At 65.2% G+C, this 23,740-nt stretch carries 22 protein-coding genes; 19 read left to right on the top strand and 3 right to left on the bottom strand.

Annotated elements, in window-relative coordinates; genetic code table 11:
• Window positions 1–57 precede the first annotated feature (57 nt).
• The 5 genes from ACUYV6_RS04545 (at window position 58) to era (ending at window position 4,180) form a co-directional block, all read left to right on the top strand.
• Window positions 58–411, top strand: coding sequence for a histidine triad nucleotide-binding protein (locus tag ACUYV6_RS04545; protein ID WP_449277451.1), 354 nt, complete (start codon window positions 58–60; stop codon window positions 409–411).
• A gap of 61 nt (window positions 412–472) precedes the next feature.
• Entirely contained in the window at window positions 473–1,438 is a 966-nt protein-coding gene (locus ACUYV6_RS04540) for a PhoH family protein (RefSeq protein ID WP_449277563.1), read from the top strand.
• Window positions 1,435–1,896 (top strand): rRNA maturation RNase YbeY, encoded by a 462-nt coding sequence (gene ybeY / locus ACUYV6_RS04535; RefSeq protein WP_449277450.1) that lies wholly within the window; start codon window positions 1,435–1,437, stop codon window positions 1,894–1,896. The genes ACUYV6_RS04540 and ybeY overlap by 4 nt, the downstream gene beginning before the upstream one ends.
• Entirely contained in the window at window positions 1,893–3,245 is a 1,353-nt protein-coding gene (locus tag ACUYV6_RS04530) for a hemolysin family protein (RefSeq protein ID WP_449277449.1), read from the top strand. Before ybeY ends, ACUYV6_RS04530 begins: the two co-directional genes overlap by 4 nt.
• Window positions 3,242–4,180, top strand: a complete 939-nt coding sequence (gene era / locus ACUYV6_RS04525; RefSeq protein ID WP_449277448.1) for a GTPase Era — start codon at window positions 3,242–3,244, stop codon at window positions 4,178–4,180. The genes ACUYV6_RS04530 and era overlap by 4 nt, the downstream gene beginning before the upstream one ends.
• A gap of 30 nt (window positions 4,181–4,210) precedes the next feature.
• Here era and ACUYV6_RS04520 read toward each other — a convergent pair whose 3' ends face one another.
• Window positions 4,211–6,085 (bottom strand): DUF2207 domain-containing protein, encoded by a 1,875-nt coding sequence (locus ACUYV6_RS04520; protein WP_449277447.1) that lies wholly within the window; start codon window positions 6,083–6,085, stop codon window positions 4,211–4,213.
• Window positions 6,086–6,287: 202 nt separating this feature from the next.
• Here ACUYV6_RS04520 and leuA point away from each other — a divergent pair, with 202 nt between their 5' ends.
• The 7 genes from leuA (at window position 6,288) to ACUYV6_RS04485 (ending at window position 15,491) form a co-directional block, all read left to right on the top strand.
• Window positions 6,288–8,051 (top strand): 2-isopropylmalate synthase, encoded by a 1,764-nt coding sequence (leuA, locus tag ACUYV6_RS04515; protein WP_449277446.1) that lies wholly within the window; start codon window positions 6,288–6,290, stop codon window positions 8,049–8,051.
• 9 nt (window positions 8,052–8,060) lie between these two features.
• Window positions 8,061–8,702, top strand: a complete 642-nt coding sequence (gene ruvA, locus ACUYV6_RS04510) for a Holliday junction branch migration protein RuvA (protein ID WP_449277445.1) — start codon at window positions 8,061–8,063, stop codon at window positions 8,700–8,702.
• Window positions 8,699–9,697 (top strand): Holliday junction branch migration DNA helicase RuvB, encoded by a 999-nt coding sequence (gene ruvB / locus ACUYV6_RS04505; protein WP_449277444.1) that lies wholly within the window; start codon window positions 8,699–8,701, stop codon window positions 9,695–9,697. The genes ruvA and ruvB overlap by 4 nt, the downstream gene beginning before the upstream one ends.
• Before the next feature lie 56 nt (window positions 9,698–9,753).
• On the top strand, window positions 9,754–10,194 hold the full coding sequence (gene yajC / locus ACUYV6_RS04500) for a preprotein translocase subunit YajC (RefSeq protein ID WP_449277443.1): 441 nt from the start codon (window positions 9,754–9,756) through the stop codon (window positions 10,192–10,194).
• A gap of 91 nt (window positions 10,195–10,285) precedes the next feature.
• A complete protein-coding gene (gene secD, locus ACUYV6_RS04495) occupies window positions 10,286–12,121 on the top strand; it encodes a protein translocase subunit SecD (protein ID WP_449277442.1) in 1,836 nt (611 codons plus the stop codon).
• Between the two features lies 1 nt (window position 12,122).
• Window positions 12,123–13,157 (top strand): protein translocase subunit SecF, encoded by a 1,035-nt coding sequence (secF, locus tag ACUYV6_RS04490; RefSeq protein WP_449277441.1) that lies wholly within the window; start codon window positions 12,123–12,125, stop codon window positions 13,155–13,157.
• Between the two features lie 72 nt (window positions 13,158–13,229).
• Window positions 13,230–15,491 (top strand): RelA/SpoT family protein, encoded by a 2,262-nt coding sequence (locus tag ACUYV6_RS04485; protein WP_449277440.1) that lies wholly within the window; start codon window positions 13,230–13,232, stop codon window positions 15,489–15,491.
• A 34-nt stretch (window positions 15,492–15,525) separates the two neighbouring features.
• Here ACUYV6_RS04485 and ACUYV6_RS04480 read toward each other — a convergent pair whose 3' ends face one another.
• Both ACUYV6_RS04480 and ACUYV6_RS04475 read right to left on the bottom strand, forming a co-directional pair.
• A complete protein-coding gene (locus ACUYV6_RS04480; RefSeq protein WP_449277439.1) occupies window positions 15,526–16,080 on the bottom strand; it encodes a hypothetical protein in 555 nt (184 codons plus the stop codon).
• Between the two features lie 93 nt (window positions 16,081–16,173).
• Window positions 16,174–17,421 carry a DUF349 domain-containing protein gene (locus tag ACUYV6_RS04475; protein WP_449277438.1) on the bottom strand — a complete coding sequence of 416 codons (1,248 nt, stop codon included), beginning with the start codon at window positions 17,419–17,421 and terminating at the stop codon, window positions 16,174–16,176.
• Between the two features lie 125 nt (window positions 17,422–17,546).
• Here ACUYV6_RS04475 and ACUYV6_RS04470 point away from each other — a divergent pair, with 125 nt between their 5' ends.
• The 7 genes from ACUYV6_RS04470 (at window position 17,547) to ACUYV6_RS04440 (ending at window position 23,733) form a co-directional block, all read left to right on the top strand.
• Window positions 17,547–18,896 (top strand): replication-associated recombination protein A, encoded by a 1,350-nt coding sequence (locus ACUYV6_RS04470; protein WP_449277437.1) that lies wholly within the window; start codon window positions 17,547–17,549, stop codon window positions 18,894–18,896.
• A gap of 105 nt (window positions 18,897–19,001) precedes the next feature.
• Window positions 19,002–19,958 carry an ABC transporter ATP-binding protein gene (locus ACUYV6_RS04465; RefSeq protein ID WP_449277436.1) on the top strand — a complete coding sequence of 319 codons (957 nt, stop codon included), beginning with the start codon at window positions 19,002–19,004 and terminating at the stop codon, window positions 19,956–19,958.
• Between the two features lie 3 nt (window positions 19,959–19,961).
• Window positions 19,962–20,717 carry an ABC transporter permease gene (locus ACUYV6_RS04460; protein ID WP_449277435.1) on the top strand — a complete coding sequence of 252 codons (756 nt, stop codon included), beginning with the start codon at window positions 19,962–19,964 and terminating at the stop codon, window positions 20,715–20,717.
• Window positions 20,718–20,726: 9 nt separating this feature from the next.
• Window positions 20,727–21,836 carry a sensor histidine kinase gene (locus ACUYV6_RS04455; protein WP_449277434.1) on the top strand — a complete coding sequence of 370 codons (1,110 nt, stop codon included), beginning with the start codon at window positions 20,727–20,729 and terminating at the stop codon, window positions 21,834–21,836.
• 5 nt (window positions 21,837–21,841) lie between these two features.
• Window positions 21,842–22,483, top strand: a complete 642-nt coding sequence (locus ACUYV6_RS04450) for a response regulator (RefSeq protein ID WP_449277562.1) — start codon at window positions 21,842–21,844, stop codon at window positions 22,481–22,483.
• Between the two features lie 250 nt (window positions 22,484–22,733).
• Entirely contained in the window at window positions 22,734–23,336 is a 603-nt protein-coding gene (rpsD, locus tag ACUYV6_RS04445; RefSeq protein ID WP_449277561.1) for a 30S ribosomal protein S4, read from the top strand.
• Window positions 23,337–23,511: 175 nt separating this feature from the next.
• Window positions 23,512–23,733 (top strand): hypothetical protein, encoded by a 222-nt coding sequence (locus ACUYV6_RS04440; protein WP_449277433.1) that lies wholly within the window; start codon window positions 23,512–23,514, stop codon window positions 23,731–23,733.
• Window positions 23,734–23,740 lie beyond the last annotated feature (7 nt).

The raw sequence follows: 23,740 nt of genomic DNA, 5'->3' as shown, positions 1-23,740 counted from the left end.
CAAAATCAGTTTTGTTACACAAATATTGACAGAGATGAGGACGGTAGACTGACGCCCATGGCAGAAGACACCATTTTCGGCAAGATCGTCGCCGGCGAGATCCCTGTCGAGATCCTCGCTGAAACCGACCGCGTCATTGCGTTCCCCGACATCTCGCCGCAGGCGCCCGTGCACGTGCTCGTCATTCCGAAGAGCACCGAGTACCGCGATGTCGTCGAGCTCGCCGCAGGCGATCCTGCGACACTCGCCGACATGGTGAGTGTCGCGAAGCGTCTCGCCGACGAACTCGCCGAGGGGGAGTTCCGACTCATCTTCAACAGCGGCGCGAAGGCCGGGCAGACCGTGTTCCACGTGCACGCCCACGTGCTCGCGGGCGACGGTCTCGGCGAGGGATCCCTCGTTGGCTCCTGAGTCAGAGCCCGAGCCCGGGCGCACTGAGCGGCTCGACCGCTCCGCTCGACTCGAACGCACCGTGCAGCTGACCGGGGTCGATCTTGCGACCTTTCTCGGGCACCGTGACCAGTTGCTCGCGGATCTGCGCGAGCAGCACCCCGACGTCGTATTTCACGCCCGGGACCATATCATGACCCTGCGCGGCGAGGTCGACGAGGTACGTGCCGCCGAGCATGTGCTCGGCGAGATTCTCGAGCTCGCCAGGCGAGGCGGAGATCCGTCGCCGCACGACATCAGAGAGGTCACGCGCATGGTCCACGAGGGCGAGGGGACCGGCGCTGCGCGACTCCTATCGGAGCCGATTCTCACAGTGCGCGGACGTGCCGTGCGCCCGCAGACGCGCGGGCAGAGAGACTACGTCACAGCGATCGAAGACAGCACGATCGTGTTCGGGATCGGCCCGGCCGGCACCGGCAAGACGTATCTCGCGATGGCGAAGGCCGTGCAGGCCCTGCAGCGCCGCGAGGTTTCGAAGATCATCCTTACGCGCCCCGCCGTCGAGGCGGGGGAGCGACTCGGGTACTTGCCGGGCTCACTCGAAGACAAGATCGACCCCTATTTGCGGCCGCTCTTCGATGCAGTGGGGTCGATGATGGACGCCGAGATCGTACCGAAGCTGCTCGCGAACGGCACCATCGAGGTTGCGCCGCTCGCGTACATGCGCGGCCGCACCCTCAATGAGTCGTTCGTCATCCTCGACGAGGCGCAAAACACGACGCCCGAGCAGATGAAGATGTTTCTCACACGACTCGGATACGGTTCCAAGATGGTCGTGACCGGCGATGTGACGCAGGTCGACCTGCCGATCGCCGCGAGCGGACTCCGTCAGGTGCGCCGTATTCTGCGTGAAGTCGACGGTATCCATTTCGCTGAACTCTCCGCCGACGACATCGTGCGACACAGCCTGGTGGGTCGTATCGTCGACGCCTACGCTGATCATGACGAGCGCGGCCGGAACGCGCGCGCAGAGGAGGACGGCGCATGAGCGTCGAGATCAACAACGAATCGGACTATCAACTGGATGAGGAGCTGCTCCAGCGTCTCGCGGATTTCGTGATGGAATCGATGCACGTGCACCCTGACACCGAGTTGGGCGTCATCTTCGTCGACGAGGCGGCCATTTCTCGACTGCACGAGCAGTGGATGGGCCTGCCTGGGCCGACTGATGTACTCAGCTTCCCGATGGATGAACTGCGTCCCGGCCGACCCGACGCGGTCACTCCCGCGGGTCTCCTCGGTGACATCGTCATCTGCCCGCAGGTGGCTGAACGGCAGGCCGAAGCGGCCGGACACGATCTGCTGCAGGAGACGACGGTGCTGCAGACCCATGGCATGCTGCACCTGCTCGGCTACGATCATGCGACGCCCGATGAGGAGGCCGAGATGTTCGGCCTGCAACGGGATCTGCTGCTTGCTTTCGCGATGCGAGAGCGGGCCCGGTGAGCGGCCCACTGATCGCGCTGCTGCTCTCGGGTGCAGCGATCCTGCTGGGCATCGGTGGTCTGCTCGCCGCCGTCGACGCGGCGCTCGGTGTCCGCTCCCGCGCTGAGCTGCTGTCGCTCGCCGAGGAATCCGGTCGGAGTGGCAAAGCCATCAGGGCGATCGCCGAAGACGAGTCCATGCACCGTGGCGCGCTCGGCTTCGCGCGGGTGTTCGCGGAGACGTTCGCAGCCGTGCTCATCACGTTGGTCGTCGCTTACACGCTTGATCGACTGTGGCTGGAGCTCGCACTTGCCACGCTCGTAATGACGGCGGTCTCGTTCGTGCTGGTCGGCACGAGCCCTCGATCCGTCGGTACGCACCACCCGGATGCGGTGATCCGCTTCGCAGCGCCTGCCGTGCGCGCCGTGCGTGTGCTGGTCGGTCCGCTCGCCCACGCGCTCAGGCGCTTCGGAGATCGTGTGACTCCGGGCAGCAGCGGCGGGTCGGGAATTCGCGATGAGCAGCAGCTGCTCTCAATGGTGGATCAGGCCGCGGAGCACGCGCTGCTCGAGAGCGACGACCGCGACTACATCCACTCGCTGGTCGAGTTCGGCGACACGCTTGTGCGCGAGGTCATGGTGCCCAGGATCGACATGGTCACCATCGATGCCGATGCGACCGTGGCGGAGGCTCTCGAGCAGATCCACGTCTCTCGTCACTCTCGGGTGCCGGTGGTGACCGAGGATGTGGACGATGTGGTGGGTGTGGCCCATCTGCGCGATGCGATCGGCTTTGTCATGCGTCGCCAGGACGAAGCGGACAGCACCCCGGTGTCGCGCATCATGAAGCCGGTGCGCTTCGTACCCGAGGTGCAGCGCGCAGACGATCTCATGCGCCAGATGCAGCGGGAGGCCAACCACCTGGCGCTGGTCGTCGACGAGTACGGGGGGATCTCGGGACTCGTCAGTCTCGAGGACCTGATCGAAGAGCTCCTCGGCGACATCAACGACGAGCACGATCGGGAAGCCCCGGAGATCGTCCTGGATGATTCGGGCGGGTTCGCCGTCAGCGCGCGCCTGCCGGTGGATCGGTTGGGTGAGATCTTCGGTATCGATCTCGAGGACGACGACGTCGACACCGTCGGCGGGCTCGTCTCGAAGCATCTCGGTCGGCTGGCCGAGCTGGGTGACCGCGTGGTGGTCGAGGGGATCGAGCTCACTGCGTTGGCGACGCAACGGCGCAGACAGCGCTTGGTCACGGTTCGAGCACGCTGGGTCGGTGGGGACGGCGAGCATGACGAGGTTCTTGATACGCTGCACTCAGCGGACCCAACGCCGGGTTCTGCCGCCCAGGGAGAAGGAGCGCCGTGAGCAATGATGTAGCCGGAGACGAGTCGGCGGAGGATCATCGCCACCGCGCAGGTTTCGTGTCTTTCGTCGGACGTCCGAACGTCGGGAAGTCGACACTGACGAACGCGCTGGTGGGTGAGAAGATCGCGATCACGAGCCCGAAGCCGCAGACGACGCGACGGGTGATCCGCGGGATCCTCCACCGTCCGGACGGCCAGCTCATCATCGTCGATACGCCGGGCATTCACCGCCCGCGCACACTGCTCGGCGAACGACTCAATGCCCTCGTCGAGACGACGCTCGGCGACGTCGACGTCATCGGGTTCTGCGTCCCGGCGAACGAGAAGCTCGGCCCTGGCGATCGCTTCATCAACGACCGACTCGACGACTTCCCGCGTGCACGGAAGGTTGCGATCCTCACCAAGGTCGACCAGGCATCACGCACTGAGATCATCGATCAGCTGGCCCGGCTCGGCGCACTGCGCGAGTGGGATGCTGTCGTGCCGATCTCATCGGTCACGAGCGAGCAACTCGACGTGCTGACCGACCTGCTGCTCGACCTGATGCCCGACTCGCCCCCGCTCTACGAGGCCGACCGGACGACGGAGGAGGGCGAAGACGACCGCATCGCCGAACTCATCCGCGAAGCCGCACTCGAGGGCGCGCGTGAAGAGCTGCCGCACTCGCTCGCTGCGACCGTTGACGACCGCGAGGAGCGCGAAGGCGACGGCGACGCGCCGGGACTGCTCGAGATCTACGCGTCGATCTACGTCGAGCGCGATAGTCAGAAGGGCATCGTCATCGGTAAGGGAGGGTCACGCCTGCGCGATGTGGGCGAGCGCGCCCGCATCAGCATCGAGGCGCTTACCGGCCGCCGCGTGTTTCTGTCGTTGCGCGTCAAGGTGCTCAAGGAGTGGCAGCGTGACGCGAAGGCGCTGGGTCGCCTCGGCTTCTGAGACTCCGTAGTCGTATGCTGTGCCCGGAGCCTAGCGACCTCCGCTGAAGCCTCCGCCTCCGCCTCCGCCGGCGAACCCACCACCGGATGAGCCGCCTGAACTACTGGATGAATAGCTCACCGAGGACGACAGCGAACCCGTGAACTGGGAGACCGTGCTCGAGAAGCTGCTCATGCCGTGCACAGCGGCTGCCGGGTACCAGGCGGGCACGTATCCGGGATCCTGTTCGTACCGGGTCTGCAGCACGCCGCTCCAGTGCTTCTCCAGACCGAACAGCACCGCGTACGGCAACAGCTTCTCATAAAGATGTATCACGTCGGCGCTCCCGTCGCTTCGTCGTTCAGCGCCTGTATAGGACTGCAGCATCTCGATGCGCTGCTGCTCGGCAACCTCGATGAACATGCGGGCGCCGAGCAGAAACTCGCGTGTCTCGGCACCGGCCTGGGAGTGCACGCGATGCTTCACGATCGCGATGATTGCGGGGATCAACGAGAGGCCGGCGAACACGATTGCGATCACGGAGAGGCCACTCGGACGCTGCGTGAGCGCGAAGATCCCGAGCGCAAGCGCTGCGACGGCGAGGGGGAGTGCGATCAGCCCGAGCACGCGCCCCACGGGACTGTGGGCGGATTCGAAGTAGCCGCGCTGCCGCGCTTCCGAAACGCCACGAGCACGGAGCTTCTGCATACTGCTCGCAAACGAGGAACTCTGCTTCGGAACATCGAAGACCTCCCCGGAATTCGGCGTCGGGAAGATTGCGCGAGCGGCTTCTGCGTCCAACGGATCGCCTGCCTGGAAGATGTCGAGCATGCGAATGCGCGGTCTCGGCTTCGACGCGGAGAAGAACCCGCCCCGACCTTCGACCTCCTCGATACGCGTGACACCGCGCAGAGCCAGGTGCAGCAACTCAGCGGGAACCGCTGTGGCCGATTTCCCGACGAGCGGCCCGGCGAGCAGCGGGGGAAGCTCGGGCGGCACCTCGTATTGGGGCACGATCACTCCGCGGCCAACTCGGCGTTTCCGCACGAGCACGGTCGCTGCGATTGCGCCCGCAATCGACACCGCGAGCGCGACGCCCGAGAGGATCGCAGGCAGCATGTCCCGCGCGAAGCTCGGTATCCGCGCCGAGGGCTGTACCACCGCGCCCGGAGTCATGCCGACCGCGACGGTGACGCCTTCGCGGGGCTCAAGCGGCAGGGGGCCGATCCTGATGGGTGATTCCGGAGACACGGCCCCGGAAAGGGCGCATTCATCGGAGGAGTTCGGTGGGCCGGCGTAGCATCGCATCTGGCCGTTCAGTTTCGATTGGAGCGGCGGCGCGAACGAGATCGAGGCCGTGAAACGCTCGATGCGCTGCGCATGTTCGAAGTCGGTCAGATCCCAGTAGAACTCATCAGCCGTACCGTCGTCCCGCGCCAGCACGACATCGCTCAGCGTGTACTCGATCACATACGTCTGCACACCGTGGACATAGCTATCGTCGCCGGTCAGCACGGCGACGAAGCCGTCATCGCGCTCGATCTCGAAGGGAATGGCGGCACCGCCGGCATCTGTCACGCGGAAGTCGCGTGGATCGGTCGAGCTGCCTTCATACTTCGCAGGTATGCCTCGCACGAGCCCGCGATTCTGGTCGTAGTCGGGAAACCGCGCGGTGAGGGTCTCGGTGACGTGCGCGAGAGCCCGGCCTGATTCGTCGACGGAGATCTCGTACGCGACGTCCCAGCTCTCGTAGTCGAAGTCCTGCACGTTCGCGCGCACGGCTGCATCTGACATTGGAGATGCCTGTGCAGCGGCGGGCATGAACGCCGTGAGCACGGTGCACAGCGCGATGCCGATCGCGATGAGGCAACGACTCACGGCGCCGCAGCGAGAGGAAGCGATACGGGGTGGCGCAGAGGAAGACATGCTTCCAGGCTATGCCAGGTATCCGAAGAGGCAGCGGGGTGCCGCTCCCAGATCTCAGCGAGACGCGGTGCTATAGTGGCTCCATGCTGTTCGGCTCGCTTCTCCTTAGCTGCCGCGACGAGTCCTAATCTTCAGGCCTCCCTCGTCGCGGTGTTCGTGTTTGGCTGAGCAAAAGATCTAGACGAGAAAGTTTTCGAGCCCTATGAAGAACATGCAGCAGCCTTCGGGCATGCCGATCCATCGCTACCGCCCGTTCCACGAGATCATCGAGGTGGATCTGCCGGATCGCACCTGGCCCACCCGGCGCATCACCGAGGCGCCGCGCTGGTGCGCCGTCGACCTCCGTGATGGGAATCAGGCGCTCATCGACCCGATGAGCCCCGAGCGCAAGCGGATCATGTTCGATCTGCTCGTCAAGATGGGGTACAAGGAGATCGAGGTTGGTTTCCCCTCGGCGAGCCAGACCGATTTCGACTTCGTGCGCCACCTCATCGAGGACGGAGCGATTCCGGATGACGTCACCATCCAGGTGCTCACACAGGCGCGAGAGCACCTGATCACGCGCACCTACGAGTCGCTGATCGGCGCGAAGCGCGCCATCGTGCACCTGTACAACTCGACGAGCATCCTCCAGCGCGATGTCGTGTTCCGCTCAGACCGCGCGGGCATCAAGAAGATCGCGACCGACGGTGCGAAGCTCTGCAAGGCGAGCGAGCACATCTGCGAGGGCACCGACATTTTCTACCAGTACTCGCCGGAGTCGTACACCGGGACGGAGCTCGACTACGCGGTGGAGGTGTGCAACGAGGTCATCGAGATCTTCGCTCCGACGCCTGAGCGCAAGGTCATCATCAACCTGCCCGCGACGGTCGAGATGGCGACGCCGAACGTGTACGCCGACTCCATCGAGTGGATGAGCCGCAACCTGGCGAGGCGCAAGTCGGTGATCCTGTCGCTGCACCCCCACAACGACCGTGGCACGGCAGTCGCAGCCGCAGAGCTCGGTTACATGGCCGGCGCCGATCGCATCGAGGGCTGCCTGTTCGGCAACGGAGAGCGCACCGGCAACGTCGACCTCGTCGCACTCGGCATCAACCTGTTCACGCAGGGCGTCGACCCGCAGATCGATTTCTCCCGTCTCGACGAGGTGCGCCGCACGGCCGAGTACTGCAATCAGCTCCGTGTCCCGGAGCGCAGCCCGTGGGCTGGCGACCTGGTCTACACGGCATTCTCGGGATCGCATCAGGACGCGATCAAGAAGGGCTTCGAGCGTATGGCACGCGATGCCGAGGCCGCCGGCACGAGCATCGACGACATCGAGTGGGCGGTTCCGTATCTGCCGGTCGATCCGAAGGATCTGGGACGCTCATACGAGGCGGTCATCCGCGTGAACTCGCAGTCGGGCAAGGGTGGCGTGGCATACCTGCTGAAGACCGATCATCATCTCGACCTGCCGCGTCGCCTGCAGATCGAATTCAGCGCGGTCGTCCAGGGCATCACCGACGGTGAGGGCGGCGAGGTGTCGAGCGATGCGATCTGGAAGGTATTCCAGGACGAGTATCTGCCGACCACCGGAGGATCGTTCGAGCAGTGGGGTCGCTACGAGCTGTTCCGCACTGCCTCGACGAGCGCGGGTGACGGTGTGACCGAGCTGACGATCGATTACCGGGTGGACGATGATCAGCGTCAGCTGACCGCTCGCGGCAATGGTCCGGTTGATGCGTTCATCAATGCTCTGAACGACAATGACCACGAGGTCCGTCTCTTCGATTACGTCGAGCACGCGATGAGCTCGGGTGGAGACGCCGTGGCCGCCGCATATGTCGACCTCGAAGTCGATGGCCAGCGTCTGTGGGGCGTCGGTGTCGACCCCGACACGACGCGTGCGACGCTCAAGGCCATCGTCTCTTCGGTGAACCGCTCGGTGCGTAACACGCAGCGACAGCTGGAAACCGCGAACGCCTAGGGTGAACGAGTGATCGCATCACTGCACGGGCGTGTGCTCTCGGCCGGAACCGGCTGGGTCGTCATCGATGTCGGGGGAGTCGGCATGCGAGCCGAGGTTCCGAGCGGACCACGCATGTCGACTCACCCCGGCGATGAGAAGATGCTGCACACGTCTCTCGTGGTGCGGGAGGATTCGCTGACGCTGTTCGGCTTCGAAACGTCCGAGGAGCTCGAGATGTTCGGCATACTGCTGGGCGTCTCGGGCGTGGGCCCGCGGAGCGCACTCGGTGTGCTCTCCACGATGACGCCGGCCGAGATCGCGCGTGCGGTGCAGGCCGAAGACGATAGGCCGTTCCGCAAGGTTTCCGGCATCGGCCCGAAGACCGCGAAGCTCCTTGCGGTATCGCTCGCAGGCAAGATCGATCCGCTGGCGTTCGTCGAAGCAGGCGAGCTTGCCGACGAGAGCGCATCAGCGGCTTCGAAGGACCCGGCGATGCTTGCGGCGGCAGCCGTCGAGCAGGGACTCGTCGGCCTCGGGTGGTCCGAGACCGACGCGGAGTGGGCCGTGCGAGACGCCATCGCGGCGGGGGCTCCCACGGAGCAGGCGGCGCTGCTGCGCGCCGCGCTTGCGCTCCTCCAGGACGGTAAGCCCGGTGGAGGTCGCCGATGACCGAGGAGCTCTCGCCGCAGGCAGCGAACTCGGAGCTCGGCTTCGAAGGCGCGCTGCGCCCGGGATCGCTCGAGGAATTCGTCGGTCAGGCGAAGGTGCGTAAGCAGCTGCGACTGTTGCTCGATGCGGCGACGATGCAGCAGCGCACACCCGACCACATCCTGCTCGCGGGGCCCCCCGGGCTCGGCAAGACAACGCTATCGATGATTGTGGCCGCTGAGCTCGAGAAGCCGCTGCATCAGACGTCTGGGCCTGCGATCCAGCACGCGGGCGACCTCGCCGCTGTCTTGTCGGCGCTCACTCCGGGGGAAGTGCTGTTCATCGACGAGATTCATCGTATGGCGCGCAGCGCCGAAGAGATGCTGTATCTCGCGATGGAGGACTTCAAGATCGACATCATGGTGGGGAAGGGAGCTGGTGCGACGTCGATTCCTCTCGAGATCGCGCCGTTCACCCTCGTCGGCGCGACGACGCGTGCGGGCCTCCTGCCCAATCCGCTGCGCGACCGTTTCGGCTTCACCGCACACCTCGAGTTCTATGCCGATGATGAACTATCGAGTGTCGTGCGTCGGGCGTCCGGTCTGTTGAATTTCGACATCGCCGAGGCCGGGGTCGGTGAGATCGCAGGACGCTCGCGCGGCACCCCGCGTATCGCGAATCGCCTCCTGCGCCGTGTACGCGATTACAGCCTGGTGCATGGTGTTCCGGGAGATCTCGAAAGCGTCTCGGCGGCGCTCGCGCTCTACGACGTCGACGAGCAGGGCCTCGACCGACTGGATCGAGAAGTGCTGCGAGTGGTCGTCGAGCGTTTCGCCGGAGGGCCGGTGGGACTTTCCACGCTCGCGGTCTCGGTGGGTGAGGAGGCGGAGACCATTGAGGCGGTCGTCGAGCCGTTTCTCGTGCGTGCGGGCCTGCTCGCTCGCACCCCGCGCGGGCGAGTCGCAACTCGAGCGGGGTGGGAGCACTCAGGCGTTCCTGTTCCCGATGCCCTATAGTTTGACCCTGTGCGCGTACTCGATGGGTGCGTGAGCCGTACTCCGAAAGGATTTCCGTGGAATTCGTCATGCTCGGGCTCATCGCCCTGCTCATCTTCTTCATGTTCCGCAATGGCCGCAAACGTCAGCAGGCGATGCAGGAACTGCAGGCTGGGCTCCGCCCGGGAGCAGAGGTCATGCTGCAGTCCGGCATCTTCGCCACGGTCGACTCGCTCGATGAGGAGAACGGCCGGGTCAGCGTGACGAGCGGCACCAGCACCTTCGTCGTGCACCGCAACGCGGTTTCCCAGATCGTCGCACCGGTCGAGGAGCCGGAGGATGTCGACACCGACCTCGCACCGGATGACGATCCGGCATTCGGCGAGCGTGTCGACGGCACGGCGGCTTCCGATGCTTCGGCGAGCACCGGCGACGCCGAGCCGAGCACCGATGCAGTGACTGAGGCCGAGAACTCCGAGGCAGACAAGCCCGAGGACGACCGCCCCGGCACCGCCTGAGCCACCCGCTCATCAACCCCGCCCGCCGCGGGCGACGCGCGAGGCGGTCCGGGGTTCTTCACGTCCGATCAAGAGAAAGCAGAGTCCCTCAGTGGCCGCGACACCCGCCGTGAGAAAAGCACGACGCTCCCTCACCTTCCTACTGGTCATCGTGGTCGGACTCGCGGGCTTGATCACGCTCGGCGTGTTCCGCAGCGATGCCACCTGGACTCCGAAGCTCGCGCTCGACCTGCAGGGCGGCACGCAGATCCTGCTCGCCCCCAAGCTCGAAGACGGGGAGTCGGTGAACGGGGAGCAGCTGGATCAGGCAGTCGCCATCATCCGACAGCGCGTCAACGCATCGGGCGTCTCCGAGGCCGAGGTGACGACTCAGGGCGGTCAGAACATTTCGGTGGCGATCCCGGGCAAAGCCGACGACGCGACCTTGCAGCGCATTCAGGCCTCTGCAAAGCTCGACTTCCGACCGGTGCTGCGCACCGACGTCGCGGGCGCTGCAGCCGAGGGTACGGAGGGTGCCGAGGGCGATGCTTCTGAAGCAACCGTCGAGGGGTCTGACAGCGCTGATGATGCGGACATCTCGAGTGACGCTTCCGACGCAGGGTCAGCCGATGATGCCTCCACCGACGCTTCGACCGAGTCCACGGACGAGGATCCGGCTCAGCAGGACGATGCCGATCTGTATCCGGAGGAGACGCCCGAGAGTCCCAGCGATGAAGCCTGGATCACTCCCGCGCTCCAGGCGCAGTACGACGCGTACGTCTGCGACTCCGACGAGGCGCTGAACTCAGGCGATGCCCCGTCGGATCGGGCGATCGTCACCTGCGATGACGCAGGGGTCATGAAGTACATCCTTGGCCCGGTTGAGCTGGGCGGCGAGGTCATCACCGATGCGGTCGCCCAGGCCGACACCACGCAGAGCGGTGCGACGACCGGCGGGTGGGTCGTGCAGATGACCATGAACAAGGAGGGCACGAAGACTTTCGGTGAGATCAGCACGCGGCTCTACGGGCAGGCTTCTCCGCTTGACCAGTTCGCGTTCGTGCTCGACGGCAACGTCGTCTCGGCCCCGCGCATGCAGGCGCAGATCATGGATGGTCGTCCCTCGATCTCCGGTGACTTCACGCAGGAGACGGCAGAGGCGCTTGCCGATCAGTTGAAGTTCGGTGCGCTACCGATCGGCTTCGAAGTGCAGAGCCAGGAGGATATCTCCGCGACGCTCGGCTCGAATCAGCTGCAGGTCGGTCTGCTGACGGGACTCGTCGGATTGCTGCTCGTGGTGGGGTACTCTCTCTTCCAGTACCGAGTGCTCGGCAGCGTGACGATCGCCTCACTCGTCGTCGCAGGCGTACTCACCTACCTGCTGCTCACGTTCTTCTCATGGCGGCAGGGCTATCGCTTGAGCCTCGCCGGCGTGACGGGCATCATCGTGTCCGTCGGATTCACCGCGGACTCGTTCATCCTCTACTTCGAACGCATCAGAGACTCCATTCGAGATGGGTTCCATCTGGAGCAGGCGATCGAACAAGGATGGAAGAAGGCGCTGCGCACGATCCTCGCCTCTGATGCGATCTTCATCTTGGCGGCGGTGATCCTGTTCATCTTCGCAGTCGCGAACGTGCGCGGCTTCGCGTTCACCCTGGGCCTCACCACGCTGGTCGACATCATCGTGGTCATGCTGTTCACGCACCCGATCATGACGTTGCTCGGACGCACGCGCTTCTACCGCGAAGGACACCCGGCTTCCGGGCTCGATCCTCGCTCGCTCGGCGCGGTCTACCGCGGGCGTCTGAGTTTCCGGGAGCCGGCATTCGCGACCAAGGGCGCGAGCAAGAAGAACCTGGGCAGTCGCAAGGAGGCCGAGCGCAGGCAGACGATCGCCGAGCGCAAGGCCGCCGAAGCCGGTGTCTCGACCGGAAAGGAAAGCTAACGTGGCACGCTCCTTCTCAGAGTTCGGCAACGCGCTCTACACGGGTGAGAAGTCGATCGACTTCGTCGGTCGGCGCAGAACCTGGTATCTGATCGCCGTTGCGCTCATCGTCGTGTCGGTGGTCTTCCCCTTCCTCCGCGGAGGGTTCGTCTTCGGTATCGAGTTCACCGGTGGCAGCCAGTTCCAGGTGCACCTGGCGGAAGCGGTTCAAGACGACCAGGCGATCGCCGAGGACGCGGTGGCGACGGTGCTGCCCTCGAGTACCCCGCGTGTGAGTCACGTCGGGCCGACCGATGTGCGCGTGCAGATGGAAGCTCTCGACGAGACGGAGAACGCCGAGGTGAGCGCAGCGCTCATGGAGGCCTTCGAGGTCGAGGAGAGTGCCGTGACCTATTCGTTCATCGGCCCCGTCTGGGGACAGGACATCACCAGGCAGGCCTTGATCGGTCTGGGCGTATTCATACTGTTCGCAGGTGTGGTCATGGCGATCTACTTCCGCACCTGGAAGATGGCGCTCGCATCCTTCGTCGCGCTGGTGCACGACCTCGTCATCACGGCAGGCATCTACGGCATCACGGGGTTCGAGGTGACGCCGGCCGCACTCATCGGCTTCCTGACGATCCTCGGCTACTCGCTCTACGACACGGTGGTGGTGTTCGACAAGATTCGAGAGAACACGGCTCCGGGGCCGTTGACCGAGTCCCGCACATTCGCCGAATCGGTGAATCTTGCCGTGAACCAGACTCTCGTGCGCTCGATCAATACGTCGGTCGTCGGTCTGCTCCCAGTCGGTGCGATCCTCTTCATCGGTGCGCTGCTTCTCGGCGCTGGCACACTGCGCGATATTTCGCTCGCCCTGTTCATCGGCATCCTGGTGGGCGCGTACTCGACGATCTTCATCGCGGCCCCCGTGTACGCGCATATTCGCGAACGCGAGCCCGCCATAGTGAAGCACGACGAACGCGTGCTCCAGGCTCGCGCGCGCAAGGAGAAAGAGGGCGCCGAGCAGGCACTCGCAGAGTCCGCAGAGGCTTAGTCAGCAATCGGTCGGCATGCACGTGGCGCGGTAGTGTAGCGTTCAAGCAGTCAAGCGGAGGTGGGGCGAGCCATGGCATCGAGCGAACTCGTCGGCAACGGCGGAGGATCAACCCTTCGCCGTCTCGTGCCACGTATCTTTTCACGCGCGAGTTCGCCCGGTGCCGTTGAACAACTCCTGCGCACGGTGCGCACGAATCACCCCCGTGCCGACCTCTCTATTGTCGAGCGAGCATACGTCGTCGCCGAGCGAGCGCACCGGGGGCAGAAACGGCGCAGCGGTGAGCCGTACATCACCCATCCGATCGCGGTTTCGCAGATCCTCGCCGATCTGGGAGTCGCGCCGGTGGTGGTTGCTGCTGCACTGCTCCACGACACCGTAGAAGACACGGATTACTCCCTCGAGCAGCTCGCCGAGGATTTCGGCGATGAGGTCGCCATGCTCGTCGACGGAGTGACCAAGCTCGACAAAGTCAAATACGGGGACTCGGCGCAAGCGGAAACCGTACGCAAGATGGTTGTCGCGATGGCGAAGGACATCCGCGTGCTCGTGATCAAGCTTGCCGACCGACTGCACAACGCGCGTACCTGGGGCTTCGTCTCCGGCGACTCTGCGAAGCGGAAAGCGCAGGAGACGCTCGAGATATTCGCTCCGCTCGCGCATCGCCTCGGCATCCAGTCGATCAAGACCGAACTCGAAGACCTCTCCTTCGCGGTACTGAAGCCGAAGCTCTACGCCGAGATCGAGAACCTGGTGACGCAGCGCAACCCGCAACGCGAAGAGCTCGTGAGCGAGGTGATCAACTCCATCAACGCCGATCTGCGCGAGGCCAAGATCCGTGGCGAGGTGACGGGGCGCCCCAAGGAGCTCTACTCGATCTATCAGAAGATGATCGTTCGGGGGCGCGACTTCGACGACATCTACGACCTCGTCGGCATCCGTGTGCTCGTCGGCTCCATTCGTGATTGTTACGCCGTGCTCGGTTCTGTGCATGCGAGGTGGACCCCCATCCCGGGGCGCTTCAAGGACTACATCGCCTCGCCGAAGTTCAATCTCTACCAGTCCCTCCATACGACGGTCATCGGGCCCGATGGTCGCGCGGTGGAGATCCAGATCCGCACCTTCGAAATGCATCAGCGGGCCGAGTACGGCGTCGCCGCCCACTGGAAGTACAAGCAGCAGGGGGGTCGCGGAGCGCAGGAGAAGCAATCGCAGACCGATATGGCCTGGCTCGAGCACATCTCGGACTGGCAGGCCGAGACGGAAGACCCGGGGGAGTTCCTCGATGCGCTGCGCTTCGAGATCGGCGCGAAGGAGGTCTACGTCTTCACGCCGAAGGGCCGCGTGATCGGACTTGTCGAAGGCGCAACCCCGGTCGATTTCGCCTACGTGGTCCACACCGAGGTCGGACATCGCACGATGGGTGCTCGCGTCAACGGTCGCCTCGTGCCTCTGGAAACTCCGCTGCAGAACGGTGATGTCGTCGAGGTCTTCACCTCGAAGGATCCCGATGCCGGGCCGAACAAGGACTGGCTGGCCTTCGCAAAGAGCAAGCGCGCCCAGAACAAGATTCGGCAGTGGTTCACCAAGGAACGGCGCGATGAGGCGATCGAGCACGGTAAGGAAGAGATCACTCGTGAACTGCGGAAGCAGAAGCTCCCGCTGCACCGGATTCTGAACTCGGAGTCGCTGCAGCAGGTCGCCCTGCAGCTTCGTTATGCCGACGTCACCGCGCTGTATGCCGGCGTTGGTGAGGGACACGTCTCCGCGCAGTCCGTCATCGAGAAGGTCGGCGCGCTCCTCTCCGACGATCAAGTGTCGACTGAGCCCGCACTCGCGGGACTGACGGGAGAGGCCACGCCTCGCACGCGCAAGGCGGACTCGCAGGTCGGTGTGGTCGTGAAAGGCACCTCGGATGTGCTGGTGAAGCTCGCCAAATGCTGCACGCCCGTGCCCGGCGATGAGATCCGGGGCTTCATCACCAAGGGCCAGGGTGTATCCGTGCACCGCACGGACTGCCGCAACTTCAAGGCACTCCAACAGCAGAGCGACCGCCTCGTCGAGGTCGAGTGGGCGCCGACCTCCAAGAGCATCTTCCTGGTGCAGATTCAAGTCGAGGCGCTCGATCGTTCGGGCTTGTTGTCGGATGTGACCCGAGTGCTCTCTGAGCATCACGTCAATATCCTTTCGGCATCCGTGCAAACGTCGAGCTCACGGCTCGCCATCAGCCGTTTCTCCTTCGAAATGGCGAATGCGACGCACCTCGACCATGTGCTGAACGCGGTGCGACGCATCGAGGGCGTGTACGACGTGTACCGCGTGAGCGACGGGTAAACGCCGAGGATCGCGAGCTCCCGAACAGGCGCACCTAGTTCGATACTCCTGCCCAGCCTCTGATTCGGGCCATCGCACGATTGCGGCCCGGGTACCCGCGGTCTGCGCACATGTCCAGAACGCACTCGGGGCTGTTGCGGATGCTGCCCAGGAGCATCTGGCATGCTGTGCTCTCGGCATCCTCCAGAGGAGTGCTGCGATGCACCAGATCGAACACCGTGCGGAGCGGGGTGGTCACCCTCAGCCCTTGGAACGCCGTGGTGTCGTCGTCTGCGAAGGAGAGTCTTCGCATGGTCGCAGCCGGGGCGCACCGCAGCCCGGTCCGGCGGCTCGTCCCCAGGCTGAGCCGAAGGAACTCGTCGGACCATTCGCAGACGCCCCACACCCAGGCCGCCGTCATCTCGATCGCGATGCATCCGTCTTCCAGCCACGGGGCGAGGGCCGCCGCGCGCACCCGCGGGTGTTCGGGCCAGCCGGTCGGGCGGAGTCCGGGGCCGCAGCGCAGGATCGTACCCCGTGCGAGTTCCACCGAGCGAACGGCGGGTGGCCAGCGATCGATACGGGGCGGGTCGGGAAGCGTGATGGGCATGCCGTAATGGTGCATGCGTCACGGGCCGTGCGACAGCCTCTCCGGCCGATCTGTGGATAAGTGGCCGACGTTTCGGAGAATCGCGCGGAGGGCTCAGTCGCCGAGCGCCTGGAGCCAGCTCTGCTGCGTGGCGAGCTTCTGCTGGAGCTCCTCCAGTGCTCGCGTGTCGCCGGCAGACTCTGCCTGGGCGATCTCGGCGTTGAGCTCTTCGATCGATGCTTCGAGCTGTCCGCGCAGCCCTTCGCTTCGAGCCTTCGTTTCGGGGTTGGACTTGCGCCAGTGCTCGTCTTCGAGACCCTTGACGTGGTCCTCGATCTTGCGGAGGCGGCCCTCGATGTCGCGCAGCGACTCACGCGGCACCCGTCCGATCTCATCCCAGCGCAGCTGCACGTCGGTCAGGCGCTTGCGAGCAGCCGCACGGTCGTTTTCGCGCAGGATCGGCTCCGCCTCGGCCAGCAGCTCCTGCTTGGCTGTGAGATTCGCCGAGTACTCCTCGTTGGTCTGCGCGACCTCTGCGGCCTTTGCCTCGTAAAGCACGTCGCCCGCGGCCTTGAAGCGAGCCCAGAGCTGATCGTCGAGCTTGCGGCTGGCTCGGCCCGCGGCCTTCCAATCATCGAGAAGCGCACGGTAGGCGGGGATGCCTTCGACGCCCTTGGGTGCGAGCGCTTCTGCCGCGGCGATGATGCGTTCCTTGCGCTGCTTGACGTCCTTGTTGTTCGCATCCATGCGTGCGAAATGTCCGCGGCGCGCACTGTCGAAACTCTGACGGGCGGTGCGGAAGCGCTTCCAGAGTGCGTCGGCCTGCGAGCGCGGGATCTGGGGCCCGCTGCGCTGGGACGTCTGCCAATCGGTGAAGAGCTGTTCGAAGGCCTGACCGGTCTCCTTCCAGCGAATGCTGGTCTCTGGCTGGGCGGCAAGACGCTCGGCTTCGGCGACGATGGCCTCGCGCTGTTCGAGCGCGGCACGACGTGCCGCTTCTCGTTCGGCCTGCTGCTTCTCGGAGGCCTCGGATGCCTTCTCTGCGAGCTTCGCGCCGCGCTCGCGGAGCGCGGCAAGGTCGCCGACGGCGGCGGGTTCGACGAGCTGTTCTTGGAGGCGGCTCACGACGTCGGCGACGTCGGCCGGTGCGGTGCCACGGGCGACACGCTGCTCAAGCAGTGAGATCTGACCCTCGAGGTCCGCATACTTGCGGGTGAAGTAGGCGAGCGCCTCTTCCGGAGTGCCGTCGGGAAACTCGCCGACAACGCGTTCAGCGCCGCCCTCACGCACGTAGACCGTGCGGTTCTCGTCGACTCGTCCCCAGGGGGTTTCCTTCGTCGCTTCGCTCACAGTGCTGCTCACCTGTCGTGTGTTCGTAGGGAGGGGCGGCGCGTGGCCGCCCCGGACTCCTCCACTATGCCACAGCGGGGCTGCGGTCTACAGCGTCGTTGACACTGTCGTCGGTGGTGCCGGATAGCATGAGGCGCATGGAGGGAATCGCCGCTCAAGGCAACACCGCACCGCTCGCGGTACGCATGCGCCCCCGCTCGCTCGATGAAGTGGTCGGCCAGCAGCATCTCTTGCGACCGGGATCGCCGCTGCGTGTGCTTGCGGACGAGGGCGACGGCGGTGGTGGAGCCGTGTCCATCATTCTCTGGGGCCCGCCGGGAACCGGAAAGACGACGATTGCCCAGGCGATCGCGCACTCGAGCGGGCGACGCTTCGTCGAGCTCTCGGCTGTGACCGCCGGCATCAAGGATGTCCGCACGGTGATGGAGCGGGCCTTGAACGACCGCGATCTGTACGGGATGGCCACCGTGCTCTTCCTCGACGAGATTCATCGCTTCACCAAGGCTCAGCAGGATGCGCTACTCCCCGGGGTGGAGAACGGGTGGGTGACACTCGTTGCAGCCACCACCGAGAACCCGTCGTTCTCGGTGATCAGCCCGCTGCTGTCTCGATCGCTCCTGCTTACGCTCGAGCAGCTCACCGACACCGACCTCGCCGAGCTGCTGGAGCGCGCGGTTGCCGATCCGCGCGGCCTCGGTGGGCGTGTGACTCTCGATAGCGAGGCGACGGAGGCACTCGTGCAGCTCGCCTCGGGCGACGCCAGACGCGCGTTGACCGGGCTCGAGGCGGCGGCGGCTTCAGCCCTGGCCGGAGCGGCGGCGTCTCACGATGCAGAGGTAGACGCACCCGTGCCGGTCGTCACCGCTGAGATCGTCTCCGCATCGATCGATCGTGCGCTCTTGCGCTACGACCGCAACGGTGATGAGCACTATGACGTCATCAGTGCATTCATCAAGTCACTTCGCGGCTCTGATCCGGATGGGGCGATCCACTATCTGGCCCGCATGATCGAGGCGGGTGAAGATCCGCGGTTCATCGCACGCAGACTCATGGTGCATGCGGCGGAAGATGTCGGCATGGCGGATCCGCAAGCACTTCCCATTGCCGTCGCCGCAGCGGAGGCGACACAGCTGATCGGGCTCCCCGAGGCGCGCATTCCGCTCGCCGAAGCAACGATCTACATTGCGACCGCGCCCAAGTCGAACGCGGTGATCACCGCGATCGATGCGGCGATATCCGATGTGAAGGCGGGGCGCTTCGGGCGAGTACCGAACCATCTCCGCGATGCTCATTACGCGGGCGCCAAGCGGCTGGGGCACGGGAAGGGGTACAAGTACCCGCACGATGATCCGCGCGGGGTCTCGCAGCAGCAGTACCTGCCTGACGAGCTCACAGACCGCGTGTACTACAGGCCGACAACGCACGGCAATGAACGCACGGTCTCGGAGCGCCTCGAGATCATCCGTCGTATTACTCGCGGCGGGTAACCGTTCCGAGTCACAAACGTTCTTGCGCACCCATGACATCTGTCATGCCTGAGACGTGACGGCGGCACCGGATGCCGTGAGGGATTCTGCGGAAACCTTGAGTGCATGGACGGAAATAACGCTCTCGTCGTTGACCTCAGCGGCCTCACACGGCGATTCGGCAGCGGCGAACGCCGTGTGACGGCCGTTGATGGAATCGATCTGCGTATCAAGCGAGGTGAGGTGGTCGCGCTACTCGGGCCGAATGGTGCGGGCAAGACGGTGACACTCGACATGTTGCTCGGGCTCAGCGAGCCCGATGCGGGCGACGTCCGGGTGCTCGGGAAACCACCGCGGCATGCCACGACCGAGGGGCGACTGGCCGCGGTGTTGCAAACCGGTGGTTTGCTCGCCGACCTCACCGTGGCAGAAACGGTCGAGGTGATCGCGAGCTTTCACCGGGCGAAGGATCGGCTGCCCGAGGTGATGGCGCGCACAGAACTCGACCGGATCGCCCGGCGCAAGGTGAGCAAGTGCTCGGGCGGCGAGCAGCAGCGCATCAAGTTCGCGCTCGCGCTGCTTCCCAACCCTGACGTGCTGGTGCTCGACGAGCCGACCGCCGGCATGGACGTGACCGCACGACGCCGCTTCTGGGAGGTCATGCGTGCCGAGGCGCGCGAGGGGCGCACGATCGTCTTCGCGACGCACTACCTCGAAGAGGCGGAGCAGTTCGCCGTCCGCACGGTCGTGTTGAATCGCGGCAAGATCATCGCAGACGGGGATACCGCAGATCTGCGCAGGTCGCTCGGCGGACGCACGGTCTCCGCAGTGTTGCCAGAGGTCGGGCGAGACGCGGTGCTTGAGGATCTCAGGCGTGATGCGTGGCTCCCGCACGGCTCTGCCGAGCCCGTTGTCGGTGGCACCGGCGAAGGCACAGCGCTCACCGTGACCGACGGGCGCATCACGGTGCGAACGGAGCACTCCGATGCACTCGCCAAGCGGCTTCTGGAGCTCGGGGCTCATGACCTTGAGATTGCCGCGCCGACACTCGAATCCGCTTTCACTACGTTGACGGAGGACTGACCCATGCTCTTCACCTCGTCGTTCTATCGTGTCGAGATCCTGCGCCAGTTGCGCAACCCGTTCACTCTGGCCTTCACCCTCGGAATGCCGATCGCGATGTACCTGCTCTTCGGCGCGAACGCTGAGTACGCAGACGCGAGCGCCGGCAACGGAAATGTGGCCTTCTACGTGATGTGCTCGATGGCTTCGTTCGGTACCGCGACAGCCATGACCTCGTTGTGCTCGCTGGCGGCCTCCGAGGTGCGCCAGGGGTGGGGCAGGCAGATCGCCATGACTCCGCTGTCGATGGCCGGCTACGCGACGGTGAAGGTGCTGACCGCGGTGACTTTCGCCGCGATATCGACCGGTCTGGTGTTTCTGGTGGGGGCGCTCACCGGTGCGGCGGCAGATGACCTGTGGCGATGGTTCGCGGTTCTGCTCCTCGTACTCGGGATCGGTCTCGTCTTCGGACTGTTCGGGCTCGGCGTGGGGCTGGCGTTCAACTCGGACTCGGCTGCGGCGTTGGCCTCGATCGGAATCACGTTCTTCGGCTTCTTCGGAAACGTGTTCATGCCCCTCGAAGGGGTCATGCTCGATATCGCGCGCTATACCCCGATGTACGGGTACGTGTCACTCGTGCGTTGGCCCATCACCGAAGGTGCGTTGCTGTCGGGCGGGAGCGACGAGATCTGGGGCGTGATACTCAACGTCATCGTCTGGACCCTGGTGTTCGCACTGATCACCCGGATCGGGGTCCTGCGGTCTCGTCGGCGCGGGTAGGCTCGTTCCATGTCGAGCAGTACGCCGGAGTCCGCGACCCGACGCGGTGAGCCGCGGGGCCCGTGGGAGCGCTACGGCTGGCTCATGGCCGTCATCTGGATGGTGTTCCTGTGGTTTCCGGCACAGGCGCTCATGCAGTCTGAGGCGGCCCTCGCCTGGCGAGTGCTCGGATGGGTGGGTATTTCGGCTTTCGCGGCTGCTTACGTCGTGGGGTTCATCCTGGGGATGGGGTCGGGGTGGCGACGTCCCAGCGTTCCCGTGCGCGCGCTGTTCGCCGCCGCGATCGTAGCGGCCGGGCTGACGATTCCCGCGATCGCTTGGGAGTCGCTCGGGTTCCTCCCGTTCCTCATGGCATACGCCGCGTACGGACTCGGCACGACTTGGCACTGGGCGACAGTCGGCACGGCGCTCGCACTGATGCTCGTGCAGTTCGCAGTGGCGTTCGAGCGCAAGGAGGCGCCTCCGTGGTTCCTCGCCGGCATCGTCATCATGATGGCCGCGGTCAACACCATCAACACCTGGTTGATCGACCGATCAGTCGCAGCAGATGAGCTCCGAATGGAACTCGCGACGAGCGAAGAGCGCGAGTCGATCGCGCGTGACGTGCACGATCTGATCGGACATTCCCTCACGGTCGTGAGGTTGAAGGCAGAACTGGCCGCGCGCCTCGTCGAACGCGACCCCGATGCGGCGCGCACCGAGCTGCACGAGATCTCGCGTCTCGCGGGCGACGCCATCTCGGGAGTGCGGGGAACCGTGACGGGGCTGCGGACGCAGGGACTCGCGGAGCAGCTTCGGGCCAGTGTCGCGGCTCTCGAGACTGCGGGCGTTGAAGTCCGCGTCGACGGCGAGCCTGCTGCGCTCTCTCCCGCGCAGTCGTTGCCCGCGAGCTGGGTGCTGCGGGAGGCCACGACAAACGTGCTGCGTCACGCGAAAGCGGATCGCGTCAGGATCGGGATCGAGCCCGGGACTATCGAAGTCGAGGACAACGGCGGGGGAGTCCGGTCGCAGGCGGGCAACGGCATGCGCGGCATGTCCGAGCGGGCAGCGGCTGCGGGTGCCGTTCTGAGCGTCGGGGCCGGAGACGCGGGAGGTACGCGAGTGAGGCTTGCCTGGTGACTGAGATGACGGAAGCGGCCGCGACGGTCGATGAGCCTGCGACGATTCGCCTGTTGATCGCAGACGATCAAGCGCTCGTGCGCGGCGCACTGGGAGCTCTGCTCGACCTCGAACCCGGGCTCGAAGTCGTGGGGTATGCGGGTAATGGCGCAGAGGCACGTGCCGAGGCCATATGCCTGATGCCTGATGTGTGCCTCATGGATATCCAGATGCCGGAGATCGATGGGATCGCAGCCACCAGGGCGCTGCGCGACGCCTGCCCGAGCACACGCGTGCTGGTGGTGACCACCTTCGCCAGGCCCGGGTACTTGCGCTCGGCGCTCGAAGCGGGGGCATCCGGGTTCATCGTGAAAGACGCCCCTCCGGAACAGCTCGCGGAAGCGGTGCGCCGCGTGCACGCGGGCCTGCGTGTCGTGGATCCGGAGCTCGCCGAGGACTCGCTCTTCGAGGGAGCCAACCCGCTCACCGAGCGTGAACGGCAGATCCTGAAACTCGCGGAGACAGGCAGCAGCGCCGCAACGATTGCAGCCGAGGTCTTCCTCTCCGCTGGCACCGTCCGCAATCACCTCTCCTCTGCGATCGGAAAGACTGGCGCAGCGAACCGCGCGGAGGCCGCGGGCATCGCTCGTGACAAGGGCTGGATCTGATAAGCTAGTCGCTGGCCAACACCCTTCGAGTTCACGGCTGCGAAATCGATGCAGGTGGCAGGCGCCCTGTAGCCGGGTTTCTGCGATGGTCGTTCCCTCACCGATGACGGTTTGCTGCGTCGCGTGCATCGCATGTCGATGCGGGCGCAGCGTGGCCGAGAGAACACGCGGATCAACACTGAACCGCGATGCACAATCAGACAGAAACCCGAAAGGACACCGAGTGTCGAAGACTTCGCGCACCCGTTCCATGACCCGCCAGTCGCGCGCCCTGGGCCTCGCCCTGACGCCGAAGGCGGCACGTTACCTCGAGAAGCGCCCCTACGGCCCCGGCCAGCACGGCCGCACCAAGCGCCGCAGCGACAGCGACTACGCCGTTCGTCTCCGCGAGAAGCAGCGTCTCCGGGCACAGTACGGCCTCCGTGAGAAGCAGCTCACCATTGTCTTCAACGAGGCCCGTCGCCAGGACGGTCTGACCGGTGAGAACCTCGTCGAGCTGCTCGAGATGCGTCTCGACGCGCTCGTGCTCCGTGCCGGCTTCGCCCGCACCACCGCACAGGCTCGCCAGCTCGTCGTGCACCGCCACATTCTCGTCGACGGCAAGCTCGTCGACCGCCCCTCGTTCCGGGTGAAGCCGGGTCAGCTCATCCACGTCAAGGAGCGCTCGGAAGGCCTCGAGCCCTTCCAGGTGGCTGCTGCCGGTGGTCACGCCGAGGTTCTGCCCAACGTCCCGGGCTACCTCGAGGTCGAGCTCGACAAGCTCCAGGCGCGACTCCTGCGTCGTCCGAAGCGCGCTGAGGTCCCGGTGACCTGTGAAGTGCAGCTGGTCGTCGAGTACTACTCGGGCCGCTAAACAGCGCTCTCGTGCAAGCGGGGCATCGCCTTCGGGCGGTGCCCCGCTTCTGCGTGAAGCGCTTTCGTCCAGCTCAGATGAAGCTCGGAGGATCCCCAGCCGGTAGACTTCATCGGGTTGCCGCATCCCGTCGCCGGCGGGCCGTACACGAGCATTCAGAACTGGAGAGATCAGCATGCGCAAGCTGTTTTGGGTCATCACAGGCATCGGTATCGGGTTCGTCGCAGCCCACTTCGTCAATCAGACGCCCGAGGGGCGCCGCTTCTTCGAGCGCGTGAACCAGGGGGCTCGTGAGTTCGGTGATGCGGTCGCGACCGGTTACCACGGGGTCGAGGCTGCTGCGGGTGAGGTACTCGAAGACGTCGAGCAGGCCCTGAGCGACCTCGACGGCAAATAGATCGCGA

The sequence above is a fragment of the Leucobacter sp. GX24907 genome (assembly GCF_053567335.1).
Note: the sequence above shows the minus strand (reverse complement) of the source record. Positions and strands in the feature narration are given on the sequence as shown.

What these genes read in the sequence shown, in the direction of transcription:
- ACUYV6_RS04545 (WP_449277451.1), top strand. Translation starts at nt 58, where the DNA reads ATGGCAGAAGACACCATTTTCGGCAAGATCGTCGCCGGCGAGATCCCT.
- ACUYV6_RS04440 (WP_449277433.1), top strand. Translation starts at nt 23,512, where the DNA reads ATGCGCAAGCTGTTTTGGGTCATCACAGGCATCGGTATCGGGTTCGTC.
- ACUYV6_RS04460 (WP_449277435.1), top strand. Translation starts at nt 19,962, where the DNA reads ATGCTCTTCACCTCGTCGTTCTATCGTGTCGAGATCCTGCGCCAGTTG.
- ybeY (WP_449277450.1), top strand. Translation starts at nt 1,435, where the DNA reads ATGAGCGTCGAGATCAACAACGAATCGGACTATCAACTGGATGAGGAG.
- ACUYV6_RS04465 (WP_449277436.1), top strand. Translation starts at nt 19,002, where the DNA reads ATGGACGGAAATAACGCTCTCGTCGTTGACCTCAGCGGCCTCACACGG.
- ACUYV6_RS04450 (WP_449277562.1), top strand. Translation starts at nt 21,842, where the DNA reads ATGACGGAAGCGGCCGCGACGGTCGATGAGCCTGCGACGATTCGCCTG.
- ACUYV6_RS04470 (WP_449277437.1), top strand. Translation starts at nt 17,547, where the DNA reads ATGGAGGGAATCGCCGCTCAAGGCAACACCGCACCGCTCGCGGTACGC.
- ACUYV6_RS04455 (WP_449277434.1), top strand. Translation starts at nt 20,727, where the DNA reads ATGTCGAGCAGTACGCCGGAGTCCGCGACCCGACGCGGTGAGCCGCGG.
- ACUYV6_RS04485 (WP_449277440.1), top strand. Translation starts at nt 13,230, where the DNA reads ATGGCATCGAGCGAACTCGTCGGCAACGGCGGAGGATCAACCCTTCGC.
- ruvB (WP_449277444.1), top strand. Translation starts at nt 8,699, where the DNA reads ATGACCGAGGAGCTCTCGCCGCAGGCAGCGAACTCGGAGCTCGGCTTC.
- ACUYV6_RS04480 (WP_449277439.1), bottom strand. Translation starts at nt 16,080, where the DNA reads ATGCCCATCACGCTTCCCGACCCGCCCCGTATCGATCGCTGGCCACCC.
- rpsD (WP_449277561.1), top strand. Translation starts at nt 22,734, where the DNA reads ATGACCCGCCAGTCGCGCGCCCTGGGCCTCGCCCTGACGCCGAAGGCG.
- leuA (WP_449277446.1), top strand. Translation starts at nt 6,288, where the DNA reads ATGAAGAACATGCAGCAGCCTTCGGGCATGCCGATCCATCGCTACCGC.
- ACUYV6_RS04520 (WP_449277447.1), bottom strand. Translation starts at nt 6,085, where the DNA reads ATGTCTTCCTCTGCGCCACCCCGTATCGCTTCCTCTCGCTGCGGCGCC.